Origin of the sequence: Lysobacter auxotrophicus, assembly GCF_027924565.1 — a bacterium.
Lineage (GTDB): Bacteria > Pseudomonadota > Gammaproteobacteria > Xanthomonadales > Xanthomonadaceae > Lysobacter_J > Lysobacter_J auxotrophicus.
In genome coordinates this window covers 162,471-175,843 of sequence record NZ_AP027041.1, presented here as the reverse complement: position 1 = coordinate 175,843, position 13,373 = coordinate 162,471, and the positions used below count along the sequence as shown (strand labels likewise).

Sequence of the window (13,373 nt, the reverse complement as noted above, 5' to 3'; positions counted from 1 at the left end):
CCACCGCGGTTACTGGTAGGTCATGGTGAAGGTCAGCGTGCCGCGCACGTTGCCTGCGGTGATCGCGCCGGTGCGGTAGTACTGCACATGGAACGGCAGCGTCCACGCGCCGTTGGGCGTGGCGCCCATCGATTGCGCCACGTTGAACGGGACCGGGGCGCTTGCCGCCGCGTTGAGCAGTTGGATGCCGACGTTGCTCGCCATGCCCGTGCCCGTGGTCGGATTGATCACGCCGTTGGCGCTGCTGTAGGCGCTGGTCGTGGCGAAGGTGATGCGCGCCGTCGTGCCCGCCTGGCAGTTGAGGTTGATGTTGAAGCGCGTGCGGCCGGCGGTCGAGTTCACCGCCGGCAACGCGGCGGTGCCGATGCGCGGCAGCGTGACCGTCATGTTCTGCGAGTCGGTGTTCACCTTGCACCCCGTCACGGCGACGGTCGCGCCGCCGTTCAAGGTCAGGCCGGTGCTCATCGGGCCACTGCTGGCCGTGAAGCCGTACTCGTACCACCAGAACTGCATCAGGCGCACGCCCTGCACCGTGCCCGGGCTCACTTCGGCCTTGGTCTTGATGAACTGCGCGGTGAAGTTCTGGTTGACGTAGCGCTGCGTGCGCGAGACCGGGCCGATCTCGAAGCCCGCCGTGGAGAACGGGCCGCACTGCAGGCAGACCTCGGCCTTGGGCATGTCGTCGGTGCTGGTGAGCTTCAGGCCGATGCCGTCGATCGAGGTGGCGAAGATGATGCCGTTGGCGCCGGTATCCATCGCATCGCGCGGCGCCAGCCCACCGGCCTGGATGAAGAGGCTGTTGCCGCCGTCGCTCACGCCGGGAATGTTGGTGCAGGTGAACCGCATCGTGATCGACGTCGGCGTGCCCAGCAGCGTGCCGACCGGCATGTCGGGTTCGACGGTGACGCTGCCCATGTTCAACGTCCCTGCCGACGTGGTGGTGCAGTTGGCCGTTGCGGCGTGCGCGGCGCCGGGAACGGCGACCAGCAGCACGAGCAGGAGGAACACCAGCGCACCGATCCACGGCAAGACCCGGCGATGTTGCGTCGCGTGCGGGCTGGGGATCTTCCGGGGGGGCGTCTTCATGGATTCCAGTCGATCACAGGCTGGCGGCGGCAAAGGTGACCGTCGGCGTGCAGCGCGCGTCGGCCGTCGGCAATTCGTTGGCGGCGGCGCCCGGCACGGACTCCGGCGTCTGGTAGGTGAAGGTGCACTGCATCGGCTTGTCGCCTTCCTGCCAGCTGAGCGAGACCGTGCCTTGCTTCGTAGCGCCGCGCAGCAGCAGGCGGCCGCCCTGGCCGACGGTGCCGAGCGCCTGGCCCTGCAGATCGGTGACTTCGGCGCCGAACGGTACGACGCGGCCGTCGGCCATGCGCACGCGCAGCAGGAGCGTGCGGCCGTATTCGGTGTCGAACTCGAGCAGCGCGACGCTGCCCGCGGTCGGCGCCACGCGGGCGCTGGTGGCGTTGAGTTGCACGTCGAGCGGCAGGCCCTTCGGGTCCAGCTCCACGACGTTCATCTGGTACGGCGAGAGGTACGGGACCAGCGCGTAACCGAAGCGGTCGACCTTGACGCCGGGCGCGTTGGCGACGCTGGCGCCCCGGGCGTTGGGTGCGTGCACCAGCGCCACCGTGTCGCCGGCCGGCTGGCCCAGGGTGATGCCGCCAGCGTGCGCGACGACGGTGCCCGACACGCCCAGCGACGCCTGCGAATACCCGTCGCCTTGGCCGTAGCTGGCGTTCGCCGCCGCCCAGGGCGCGCGATAGCCGGCGTTGACGCTGCCGGACGTGCCGACGGCGTCGCTGTGGGCGCCGCTCACGCCGTAGGTGAACTGGTTGGCCTCGCCGGCGCTGCCGGAGACGGTCAATTGCGTCTGGTTCTGGCCTTCGGTGTCGTGCACCAGCGCCGCGGTGGCCATCGGCGCGCGCGGGCTGCTGCCCAGCGGCACGGTGAAGTTGAGCGAGAACTGGTTGGCGTAGCGACCCTGCAGGTCGCGCAGGCGCGTGGCCGTCACGCCGTAATTGAACCAGCGGTAGTGGTTGTTGTAGCCGACCTGGAACTGCGTGTCGGTGCCTTCGCGCGTCCAGTAGTCGCGCGCCGATAGGGTCGCGTACAGATTGCCGCCGGCCTGGCCCAGGCGCTGGTTGAGGTTGAGGTCGAAGCGATTGCGCTGGCGCTGCAGCGCATCGGTGTACGCGAGCAGGCTGGCGTTGCGATCGCTCTGGAGCGCGGCGCGCTGTTCCGGCGTGAGCACGCCGGCGAGGTCCTCGTCCGGCAGGCCGTCGTCGATCGGCCGACCCAGCGCGAAATCGCGCGCGGCGAGGGCTTCGCGCAGGCTGTAGTAGCCGTCGGTCGAATAGCGGTACGAGGCCAGGCTGAAGGACGTGCCGGAGCCGGGGAGGATCTTGCTGTAGGTGGCGCGCAGGCTCTGGCCGCTCTGGCGCTCCTGGCCCGGCAGCTCGGTGCGCGCGACCGTGAGGTCGAGCGCGATCGCGCCGGCGCGCGTGTTGAGGGCTACGCCGCCCAGCGCGGCACCGTAGCCGGTCGTGCCGAGCAGGCCGCCATAGCCGGTCACCGCATTGGTGAGGCCGCGCTGCAGCGTCGCCTGGACCAGCATGGGCTCGTCGTGCGACGTGTCCTCGCGCACCGTGCCCACGGCGACGCCGAAGCGCGAGGTGCCGGGGCGCAGCTGCTGCGGAACGGCGGCATACGGCACGGAGAACGCGCGCACGCGGCCGTCGGCTTCGGTGACCGTGACCGCCAGGTCGCCGCCGTAACCGGTCGCGTAGAGATCGTCGATGGCGAACGGACCGGGCGACACCGTGGTTTCGTACAGCAGCACGCCGTTCTGGCGGATGGTGACGCGGGCGTTGCTCTCGGCCACGCCGCGTACGGTCGGCGCGTAGCCGCGCTGCGATTCGGGGAGCATGCGGTCGTCGGTCGCCAGTTGCAGGCCACGGATGCCGACGCTGTCGAACAGTTCGCCCGTCGTATAGCTGTCGCCCAGGGTGACCTGCGCGTTCATCGAGGCGATGTCGCGGCGGGCGTAGGTGGCGATCGACTCGTACTGGCGTCTGGTGGGCGCGCCGGCCACGGCGGACTGCCAGCTGTAGTTGCCGTCGTGCCGCAGGCGCCACGCGCCGAGGTTCAGCCCGGCATTGAGGCCGACGAAGCCCGCCGTCTGTTCCAGCTCGCCACTGCGGGTGCGATAGAGATTGGCGCTGTAGTCGAGCAGGCCGGCGGTCACTCCGCTGCTCCACTGGTCCGGGCTGACATAGCCACGCGCGCGATAGCCCAGCCACGCCTGCGGCACGGTCACGTCCAGGCGCAGTTCGGTCTGGTCGTACGTCGCGATGGCACCGGGGATGACGTCCTGGATCGCGACGCAGCCGTCCTTCGCTTCCAGCCGCGCACGCGCGGCCTCGTCCAGCTTCGCGCGCGGCAGGCCGAGGCGGTCGAACATCGCGGCGGTGAAGCACGGCACGGCGCTCTCGTCGGGGCTGGGCGCGACGAAGCGGACATCGGAGGCGCCCGACCACTGGCCGTCCAGGTAGAGATCGAGGCGGTACAGGCCGGGCGACACCACGTTGCCGCGCTCGAAGCGCGAGAGGTCGACCGCCTGCTGCGCGCCACCGGCGAGCAGCGTCACGTCGAACTGGGCGTCGGCGGGCGCTGTCGGTGCGGCGTGTGCCGTCGACCAGGCGAAGAGCGCGCAGCCGATCGCGGTGCCCAGGAGCGCACGGCCCGGCACCCGGAAAGCCGGCAGGCGATGGCCGGCGCGGTTCGTCACGGAGCGACGGCTCCGGTCAGCGCGGTAGCCGCGCCGAAGTCGTTGACGATGGTGAAACGGACCGCCGTGCCCGCCGCCGCGGCCGGGAGGCCTTCGGCGCGCAGGCGCAGTTCCGACATCGGGGCCACCATGCCGCTTTCGCTGGCGTAGGCCTTGCCGCCGACGTCGATGGCCAGGTCGCTGATGGTCACGTGGTACGGCGTCGGGTTGCTGACCAGCACCGATCCGGCCGAGACCTGGAAGCGCAGTTGTTCGGCGGCCTTGAGCGGATCGCCCTGCAGGCCTTGCGGACGGAAGAACAGCTTCAGCCGCGAGCGCACGGCAAGCTGCATGTAGTTCTTGCCATCGGCCTCCAGCTCCGCCGGCTTGGGCGGCACTTCCAGCACGTTGAGCCAGAACAGCGATTCGCGATCCGCCGGGAGGGGTTCGCGGGTGTAGAGGATGCGCAGGCTCTGGTCTCGCTGCGGCTCCATGCGGAACATGGGCGGCGTGACCAGGAAAGGGGTGTCGACCGAATCGGGCGTCGACTGCGGGTCGCCGCGGTCGATCCACGCCTGCACCAGGGCGGGCGTCGTGTTGTCGTTGGTCAGGCGGACGGTGACCTCGCCACCCTTCGCGGGAAGGATCACGCGCGTGCCGCCGATGAGCACGTTGGCGTGCACGGAAGGCGCGATGGCGCACGCAGCGAGCAGCGCCGCGGCGGCGACGCGGTGGAAGATCGTCGTCATGGGGTTATCTCTGGAATCGGCCGGGGGCGCCGAAAGCGGGCGAGGCGCATGGCCACGCCCGCTGCGGGGACTGCTTACTGGTAGGTCACCGAGTAGATGACGCTCGTGCTCACCGTGCCGGCGGTGGCCGGGGCGGTGGCGTAGTAGGCGGCGTAGTAGTTCAGCGCGCCGGCCGTGTCGATGGTGAACTGCTTGGAACCCTGCGCGGTCGGGCCGCCGGCCAGGTTGATGACCGAGCGGTCGTCGTTGAACAGGCGGACCTGGACGTTCGTCGCCGAGCCGGCGTTGATCAGGTTGCCGTTGGCGGCGATCGTGGCGCCCGGCTCGAAGTACGTGGTGACGCGGGTGCTGCCGCCGCAACCGGTGAGGTTGATCGAGAACGGCTGGTAGCCGGCCACGGCCGCGGCGGAGCTCAGCGCGGTGGCGGCGACGGTCGGCAGCACGACGGCGACGGCGCCGTTGTTGGCGACCTTGCAGGTCGTGGTGCTGACGCTGCCGGTGACGGTGATGGTGCCGTCGGCAGCGAACGCCGGGGCGATGGAGGCGAGGCCGGCGACGGCGGCCGCGACGAGGAGGATCTTCTTCATGAGAACGGAGCCCTTGGAGTTGGAAGGTCCGGCGCGTGGCTGGACGCTTGCGCCGGCAGGAATGCCGGGTCAGGGCTTGGAAAGCAGAATCTGTGCCAACCGTCTCAAAAACCGTTCCAGGCCGTTAGGAACGCGTGAAGCAGCCGATTTCGCCAATCCTGAACGGGATTTCGATCACACTTTTCGAGCCTGAAGACGCTTTTCGACACGCTGCGTCACTTTTTGACCCGCGGATTTGTGACGTGATGCCGGTATTCCGACGCGCCATTCCACTTTTTCAATCCGGGACGGCCTTGGCTTGCCGGCATCCGGTCGCGCCGCCAAGATGCCGCCAGCGACTTCGGGGGAGCCGCATCCGCATGACATCGATCGCACGCGCCACCGCCGCGCTGACGCTGCTGGCAGCCCTCGCGGTGGCCGGTTGCCAGCGCGCGCCCGCGCCGGTGGTCGAGCCGACCCCGACCGAACCCACGCAGGCCGTCGAGCAGCTGATCCGCGACCTGCGGCGCAACGACCTGGTGAGCTACTCGCGCCACGCCGTCCCGCCCGAGCTGCACGCCAGGCTCGATACCGCATGGAGCGAGGGCCGCACGCGCTGGCCGCTTACCGACCTTCCGCTGGACGACCGCCTGCCCGCCTTCATCGACGCGCTGTCGGCGCCGGGCGCCGAGAAGCAGCTGCTGACCGTCTACCAGCGTCAATTTTCCGGCGCGAACGCCGAGCTCCGCTCCGCTGCGGCCACGCTGGGATTGTTCGCGACGCAATACCTGCGCGCCGAGGGCGATTACAGCGACGACGAGCGGGCCCATTACGTGCAACTGGTGAGCGCGATCAGCCGCTGGGCGCAGAAGGCGCCGCTGGGCGACGTGCAACTTGCGCGCCAGACGATTCCCTCGCTGGTCGCCGGCGCCCGCCACACCGGGCTGGCCGGCGGGCCGGAACGCTTCCGCGAGCTGGGCATGCGCCACAGCCTGGAGCGCATGGGGCCGTTCTTCGAACGCCTGAAGCGGGTGCTCAAGACGTACGGGCTGGACGTGGACGCCGACCTCGGCACCGCCCGGGCGAGCCTGATCGAACGCGACGGCGACCGCGCCCGGATCCGCCTGGACTACACGCTGGCGGGCAAGGCGATCCAAGCCGAATTGGCGGTCGAGCGGCGCGACGGCCACTGGTACCTCACCGACGCCCTGCGCCACGCCGAGGCCGAAGCCGCGCGCGCGGCGAACGGCACCGCGCCCTCGCCGACCGCGGATGAAAATGCCCCGGTCGCGACGACGCAAGGCCGCAAACCCGCCGCGACGTCCGCCGCTGCCGACGCCCCGGCCGCCGCCGCGGCGCCCTGAACGCGCAAGGCGCGAAGGGCATAATGCCCGCGATGCCGAACCAGACGCCCCTGCCTTTCCCGGACGCCGACAAGGACGCGACGACCGCCACTACTCCCGCCCGCGAGGACGCGGCGATGCCGCACGCCTCGACCGTCGAGGCCGAACCGCGCGCGGCCGACGTGCCCCCGGCGAGCGAAGCCGACCCCGCACAGGCCGCGCTCCCGATCGACGTGCCCGCGGGCGACCTGCCGCCGGACGATCCGCTATCGAACAACAACCGCCGCCCCGGTGGCCCGCGTCGTCCGTCGGTGCGCCGCCCGTGGTGGGCGAAGCTGCTCGGCCGGATCATGGCGCCGTGGGTGCAGGTCACCGTCGAGCCGCGCAACCCGACGGCCGAAATCCCGGAGGAATGGAGCGGCCGCCCGGTCTGCTACGTGCTCGAGGACTACGGCCTGTCGAACGCGCTGATCCTGGAACGCGCCTGCCGCGAAGCCGGTCTGCCTTCGCCGCTGCAACCGCTGCCGGGCGACCCGCTCAAGCGCAAGCGCGCCTACCTCGCGTTGTCGCGCCGCAACGTCAACACGCTGGCGCAGTTGCAGCAGTCGCTGGGCACCGCGCCGCCCTCGCCGAAGTCGCATTCCGGATCGCTCGCGCACCTGCTCCACGCGCATCGCGCCGATCCGACGATGGACGTGCAGCTGGTGCCGGTGTCGATCTTCGTCGGCCGCGCGCCGGACAAGAACAGCGGCTGGTTCTCGGTGCTGTTCTCGGAAAACTGGACGCTGGTCGGCCGCTTCCGCCGCCTGCTCGCGATCGCGCTGAACGGTCGCGACACGCTGGTGCGCTTCGCCCCGCCGGTGAGCCTGCGCGCAATCGTCGACGAAGGCCTGCCGCCCGAACGCACCGTGCGCAAGCTCTCGCGCGTGCTGCGCGCGCACTTCCGCCGCATCCGCGCGGCGGTGATCGGGCCGGACCTGTCGACGCGCCGACTGCTGGTCGACCAGGTGCTTTCGTCGGCCACGGTGAAGGAAGCCATCGCCGACCAGGCCGCGCGCGACAAGAGTTCGCTCGCCGACGCGTGGAAGAAGGCGCACGGCTTCGCGTACGAGATCGCGGCCGACTATTCGCACCCCGTCGTGCGTTCGGCGAGCTTCCTGCTCACGCCGGTGTGGAACCGCATCTACCGCGGCGTCCTCGTCCACCACCTGGACAAGCTGAAGGACGACGCGCCCGGCTACGAAGTGGTCTACGTGCCCTGCCACCGCAGCCACATGGACTACCTGCTGCTGAGCTACCTGCTGTACACGCGCGGCATTGTGCCGCCGCACATCGTGGCCGGCATCAACCTCAACCTGCCGGTCGTCGGCACGCTGCTGCGCAAGGGCGGCGCGTTCTTCATCCGCCGCAGCATCCGCGGCAGCGCGCTGTATTCGGCGGTGCTCAGCGAGTACGTCGCGCAGCTGGTCGCCGGCGGGTATTCGATCGAGTACTTCGTCGAGGGCGGACGTTCGCGCACGGGCCGCCTGCTTCCGCCGAAGGGCGGCATGGTCGCGATGACGGTGCGTGCCTTCGTGCGCCAGCCCACGCGCCCGGTGCTGTTCCAGCCGATCTACATCGGCTACGAGAAGCTGATGGAAGGCAACAGCTACCTCGACGAGCTGTCCGGCAAGCCGAAGGAAAAGGAATCGATCTGGCAGCTGCTGATGGGCATCCCGAAGGTGCTGCGCAGCAACTACGGCCAGGTGGTGGTGAATTTCGGCGAACCGATCCGCCTGGGCGACGTGCTGGCCGAGCACGCGCCGGACTGGGACGGCCAGCCGGTCGGCGACGAGGAAAAGCCCGCGTGGCTGTCCAACACCGTCGACGCGCTCGCGCAGCGCATCCAGGTGAACGTCAACCGCGCCGCCGACGTCAACCCGATCAACCTGCTCGCGCTGGCGCTGCTGTCCACGCCCAAGCACGCGATGGGCGAAGGCGACCTGCGCGCGCAGATCCAGCTCAGCAAGACGCTGCTGGCCGAGCTGCCCTACTCCGACCGCGTCACCGTGACGCCGCATCCGGTCGAGGAAATCATCGCGCACGGCGAGGAAATCAACGTCCTGTCGCGCATCAAGCATCCGCTGGGCGACGTGCTGGGCGTCAGCGGCGACAACGCCGTGCTGCTGAGCTATTTCCGCAACAACGTGCTGCACCTGTTCACGGCGGCGTCGTGGATCGCATGCTGTTTCCAGAACAACCGCCGCATGAGCATCAACGGCGTGCAGCGCCTGGGCCGCAGCGTGTACCCGTTCCTGCAGGCCGAGCTGTTCCTGCCGTGGACGGAGGAGGAATTCGCCGACCGCCTGAACCGCACGATCGACGTGTTCGTGCGCGAAGGCCTGCTGGAGAAGATCAGCGACGATGAAGGCGGCATCCTCGCGCGCAACGCGGGCCAGACCGACGAGGTCTTCCGCCTGCGTGCGATCGGCCACTCGCTGCAGCAGGCGTTCGAGCGCTACTACATCGCCATTTCGGTGCTGGTGAAGAACGGCCCGGGCACGCTGACCGCCGCGGAACTGGAAAGCCTGTGCCAGCTCGCTGCACAGCGCCTGTCGCTGCTCTACGCGCCGGCCGCGCCGGAGTTCTTCGACAAAACGCTGTTCCGCGGCTTCATCCAGAAGCTGCGCGAGATGCGCCTGGTGTGGCCGGACGAGAACAGCAAGCTCGCCTTCGACAGCCGCCTGGACACGTGGGCGAAGGACGCCAAGTTCATCCTCGGCCGCGAACTGCGCCACACGATCGAGAAGATCAGCCCGGAGAGCGCGAAGCCGGCTGCGGTGCCTGCCGATCCGGCGTAGAGGCAGCTGCAGTTGCCGTTGCAGCCCGGGTAAGCGAAGCGCACCCGGGACGGAAGGGCCACGGCGCTTACCCGGGCTACAAAAGCGGCGTGTTACGCCGGCTCGTCCGGAATCAGCGCGCTTTCCAGCCGCGCGATGCAATCCTTCAGCCACAGCTTGCGCTTCTTCAGGCGCTTGACCGTCAGTTCGTCGGCGTCGGGCGTCCGCGCGAGCCGTTCGATCGCCGCGTCGAGGTCGCGGTGTTCCAGGCGCAATTCGGCCAGCTGGTGCGCGAGCACGGCGGGATCGTCGCTGTCGGTCATGCCCGAAGCTTAACGCGCCCCCGCGCCGGACGTCACCGCGCCCGCGCCGGTAGAATGGACGGTCCATGAGTACCGTCCTGCCCCTGCTGGAACCCCAGCCGCTTGCTCAGCGCGCGCAGCGTCGCGCGCACGAGAACAACAAACTCGCCAAACGCCTGCGACACCAGGTCGGCCGCGCGATCGCCGACTTCGGCATGATCGAGGACGGCGACAAGGTGATGGTGTGCCTGTCCGGCGGCAAGGACAGCTACACCATGCTCGACATCCTGCTGCAGCTGAAGCAGAAGGCGCCGGTGAAGTTCGACCTGGTCGCGGTGAACCTGGACCAGAAACAACCGGATTTCCCCGAGCACGTGCTGCCGCAGTACCTGGAATCCATCGGCGTTGCGTACCACATCATCGAGCAGGACACGTACTCGGTGGTCACGCGCGTGGTGCCCGAAGGCAAGACGATGTGCTCGCTGTGTTCGCGCCTGCGACGCGGCGCGCTGTATACGTACGCGGAAGAAAACGGCTTCACCAAGATCGCGCTGGGCCATCATCGCGACGACCTGGTCGCCACCTTCTTCCTGAACCTGTTCTTCCACGCCAAGCTCGCCGGCATGCCGCCCAAGCTGCTCAGCGACGACGGCAAGCACGTGGTGATCCGCCCGCTCGCCTACGTGCGCGAGGACGACATCAGCCAATACGCGCAGGCGAAGGGCTTCCCGATCATCCCGTGCAACCTGTGCGGCTCGCAGGAGAACCTGCAGCGCAAGCAGGTATCGAGGATGATGGACGCGTGGGAGCGCGAAACGCCCGGCCGCATCGAAACCATCGCGCGTGCGCTGGGCGACATCCGCCCCTCGCAGCTGAGCGATCCGAAGCTGTTCGATTTCCTCGCGCTCGGTCGCCACGGCGACGCGCCGATGCCCGATGCGCATGCGTGGCTGGCGGGCGAGCCGCAAGAACGTGATTCGTGATTGGTGATTCGTGATTCGCGACGGCCACCGCACCCTGGCCGCCGCGCTTCGCGTCCGCTCATCCAAACACGAATCACCAATCACGAATCACTAATCACGGCCTCCTGAATGTTCTTCCGCAACCTGACGCTGTTCCGCTTCCCCACCACCACCAAGCTCGACGAACTCGAAAGCGGCCTGGGCGAATGCCAGCTCAAGCCGGTCGGCCCGCTGGAACTGTCCAGCCGCGGCTTCATCTCGCCGTTCGGGCGCGATTCCGAGGAGATGCTCCACAACCGCAGCGATGCGACGTGGCTGGCCGTTGGCGGCGAGGACAAGATCCTGCCGGGTTCGGTCGTCAACGACATGCTCAACAAGAAGCTGTCGGAGATCGAGCAGAAGGAAGGCCGCAAGCCCGGCGGCAAGACGCGCAAGCGCATCAAGGACGAACTCATCACCGACCTGCTGCCGCGCGCGTTCGTGAAGCCCAGCCGCACCGACGCCCTCATCGACGCGGGCCTGGGCGTGGTCGCGGTGGACACCTCCAGCCGTAAGTCCGGCGAGAACGTGGTCAGCGAGATCCGCCGCGCGCTGGGCAGTTTCCCGGCGCTGCCGCTGAACGCCGAAGTCGCGCCGCGCTCGGTCCTCACCGGTTGGGTCGCGGGCGAGCCGCTGCCCGAGGGGCTGTCGCTGGGCGATGAATGCGAACTGCGCGATCCGATCGAACAGGGCGCGGTGGTGAAGGTGCAGCGCATGGAGCTGCAGAGCGACGAGATCACCAAGCACCTGGAATCGGGCAAGCAGGTCACGCGCCTGGCGTTGACGCTCGACGACCACGTGTCGTTCGTGCTCGGCGAAGACCTCATCGTGCGCAAGTTCAAGCTGCTGGACGGCGCGGTGGACGAGCTGGAATCGACCGAGCGCGACGATCTTCGCGCCGAACTCGATGCGCGCTTCGTGTTGATGGCCGGCGAGTTCCGCCGCCTGTTCACGGTGCTGGAAGGCGCGCTGAAGCTCTCCAAGGCCGACGCCTGAGTCGCTTCCGCGCGCTTTTCCTGACGGGAAAGTGTTGCGGATTTCGATAGTCGCTTGCGCGAGCTGCGCGATGTGTGCGCCATCGTGGCGCACATCGTCACGCGGCATCGCTAAGATGGTCCCATGCCGTCGCCGATGCGCCCCCTCGCCCGCCTGTTCGCGCCCACGCCGCGCACGGTGGAGCGCGAGACGCTCGACATCGAACTGCCCGACGGCCGCACCGTTCCGCTCCAGCGCGTGCGCGATCCCCGCGCGCGCCGGATGAAGCTGTCGGTCGACGAACGCGGCGCGCGCCTCACCATCCCGATGCGCGCGAGCCTCGCCACCGCGGACCGCTTCGTCACGCAGCACCGCGACTGGCTCGCCGCGCAGCTGGAGCGTTTCACGGTCGACGGCATGCCGACGCTGGAACCCGGCGTTCCGCTGCAATTGCCGCTGCGCGGCGCGTTGCACGACGTGCGCTGGCAGGCGGGACGCTTCACGCGGCTGGACCACGCGGGCGATGGCACGGGCGAGCTGCTGTTCACGCATCCCGCGCGCGCCGGCGACACCGCGGTGCGCCGCGCCGTTCGCGATTTCCTCGAAGCACAGGGTCGCGCCGACATCGGGCGCTGGATGCCGCGCTACCTGCCCGCGCTGCCGCGTGCGCCGCGCCGCGTGACGTTCAAGATCATGTCGTCGCAATGGGGATCGCTCGCGCCGGACGGCTCGATGGCGCTGGATCTCTCGCTCGTGCTCGCGCGACCGAGCGCGTTCGAGTACGTGCTGGTGCACGAGCTCTGCCACCTGATCCACGCCGATCACTCGCGCAGCTTCTGGCGCGAAGTCGAGGCGCGCTGCCCGCTATGGCGCGAGGAACGCGATTACTTCCACGCCGAAGGTCGGCGGTTGAAGGCGACGCTGCGCGCGTTGTGCGGGAAGACGTAACGCCGTTGCCGACGCACGCCGGCTTCACCCGCGAATAAAGAAATCCCCGATCACGCCCGCGATCCGCTCGGGCTGCTCCATGTGCAGGTGATGGCCGCCGTCGATGACGATCAGCTCGCCCGCCGGCAGCAGCGCGGCGCGCTCGCGGCGCAGCGGGTCGGGCAGGTAGGGCTGCGCGGGGTCGGCGAACACCACGCGCGTGGGGCATTCGATGCCGGCGACGAGGTCGCGGATCTGCGGCTCGGTCATGCGCTGCATCGTCGGCAGCGTCAGGCGCGGATCGCTCGACCACTTGAAGCCGCCTTCGACCGGGACGACGCCGCGTTCGACGAGCAACCGCGCGGCGCGCTCCTCGAGCCGGCTGCCGACCTGCGCGCCGGCCGCCATGCGCGCTCGCACCGCGATGGCGACGTCCGGAAACACGCGCAGCGATTTGCCGCGCAGCGCGCGATAGGCGGCGATCGCCTCGCGCAGGCGCGACACGGTGCGCTCGGGCACTTCGGCCAGCGCGCCGAGCGCTTCGATCGCGACGAGACGCTCCACGCGTTGCGGGCATGCGGCGGCGACCAGGCTGGAAATGCCGGCGCCCATCGAATGGCCGAGCAGCGAAAAGCGGTCCCAGCCCAGTGCGTCGGCGATGTCGAGCACGGCGTTCACCGCCGCGGCGAACGAATAGTCGGCGCCTGGCGCGAGATGCGCGCTGGCGCCGTGGCCCGGCAGGTCGGGGGCGACCAGTTCGATGCCGTGGAGGTGTTCGGCCAGCGGCACGAAACTGGCGGCATTGTCGAGCCAGCCGTGCAGCGCGATCACGCGCGGCCCGCCGGGCTGGCCGCGCAGGCCGGCGATGCGGCCGGTGGGCGTGTCGAGGGTGAATTCGTGCAGACCGCGCGCGGGCATCGGC

Annotated in this window: 11 protein-coding genes; 5 read left to right on the top strand and 6 right to left on the bottom strand. The window is 69.4% G+C overall.

The genetic code is table 11. The features are described from left to right. Positions 1 to 9: 9 nt before the first annotated feature. From LA521A_RS00810 to LA521A_RS00795, 4 genes are all read right to left on the bottom strand, one after another. Complete coding sequence (locus LA521A_RS00810; RefSeq protein WP_281780507.1) at positions 10 to 1,086, bottom strand: fimbrial protein; 1,077 nt, start codon at positions 1,084 to 1,086, stop codon at positions 10 to 12. A 13-nt stretch (positions 1,087 to 1,099) separates the two neighbouring features. Continuing rightward, positions 1,100 to 3,790, bottom strand: a complete 2,691-nt coding sequence (locus LA521A_RS00805) for a fimbria/pilus outer membrane usher protein (protein WP_281780506.1) — start codon at positions 3,788 to 3,790, stop codon at positions 1,100 to 1,102. Continuing rightward, entirely contained in the window at positions 3,787 to 4,518 is a 732-nt protein-coding gene (locus LA521A_RS00800; protein ID WP_281780505.1) for a fimbrial biogenesis chaperone, read from the bottom strand. Before LA521A_RS00800 ends, LA521A_RS00805 begins: the two co-directional genes overlap by 4 nt. A 74-nt stretch (positions 4,519 to 4,592) precedes the next feature. Then, complete coding sequence (locus LA521A_RS00795) at positions 4,593 to 5,105, bottom strand: fimbrial protein (RefSeq protein ID WP_281780504.1); 513 nt, start codon at positions 5,103 to 5,105, stop codon at positions 4,593 to 4,595. 359 nt (positions 5,106 to 5,464) lie between these two features. Between LA521A_RS00795 and LA521A_RS00790 the strand changes: the two genes are divergently transcribed. Together LA521A_RS00790 and plsB are read left to right on the top strand one after the other, a co-directional pair. Continuing rightward, complete coding sequence (locus LA521A_RS00790) at positions 5,465 to 6,448, top strand: hypothetical protein (protein WP_281780503.1); 984 nt, start codon at positions 5,465 to 5,467, stop codon at positions 6,446 to 6,448. A gap of 23 nt (positions 6,449 to 6,471) precedes the next feature. Next, positions 6,472 to 9,267 carry a glycerol-3-phosphate 1-O-acyltransferase PlsB gene (gene plsB, locus LA521A_RS00785; RefSeq protein WP_281780502.1) on the top strand — a complete coding sequence of 932 codons (2,796 nt, stop codon included), beginning with the start codon at positions 6,472 to 6,474 and terminating at the stop codon, positions 9,265 to 9,267. Between the two features lie 92 nt (positions 9,268 to 9,359). Here the strand turns inward: plsB and LA521A_RS00780 are convergent, their stop codons facing one another. Further along, positions 9,360 to 9,569, bottom strand: coding sequence for a YdcH family protein (locus LA521A_RS00780; RefSeq protein ID WP_281780501.1), 210 nt, complete (start codon positions 9,567 to 9,569; stop codon positions 9,360 to 9,362). 65 nt (positions 9,570 to 9,634) lie between these two features. Here LA521A_RS00780 and ttcA point away from each other — a divergent pair, with 65 nt between their 5' ends. From ttcA to LA521A_RS00765, 3 genes are all read left to right on the top strand, one after another. Continuing rightward, on the top strand, positions 9,635 to 10,531 hold the full coding sequence (ttcA, locus tag LA521A_RS00775; RefSeq protein ID WP_281780500.1) for a tRNA 2-thiocytidine(32) synthetase TtcA: 897 nt from the start codon (positions 9,635 to 9,637) through the stop codon (positions 10,529 to 10,531). Positions 10,532 to 10,639: 108 nt separating this feature from the next. Continuing rightward, positions 10,640 to 11,545: a recombination-associated protein RdgC gene (locus tag LA521A_RS00770; RefSeq protein ID WP_281780499.1), complete on the top strand. Its 906-nt coding sequence runs from the start codon at positions 10,640 to 10,642 to the stop codon at positions 11,543 to 11,545. A gap of 123 nt (positions 11,546 to 11,668) precedes the next feature. Further along, positions 11,669 to 12,472: a M48 family metallopeptidase gene (locus tag LA521A_RS00765; RefSeq protein WP_425494546.1), complete on the top strand. Its 804-nt coding sequence runs from the start codon at positions 11,669 to 11,671 to the stop codon at positions 12,470 to 12,472. 24 nt (positions 12,473 to 12,496) lie between these two features. Here LA521A_RS00765 and LA521A_RS00760 read toward each other — a convergent pair whose 3' ends face one another. Next, on the bottom strand, positions 12,497 to 13,369 hold the full coding sequence (locus LA521A_RS00760) for an alpha/beta fold hydrolase (RefSeq protein ID WP_281780498.1): 873 nt from the start codon (positions 13,367 to 13,369) through the stop codon (positions 12,497 to 12,499). Positions 13,370 to 13,373 lie beyond the last annotated feature (4 nt).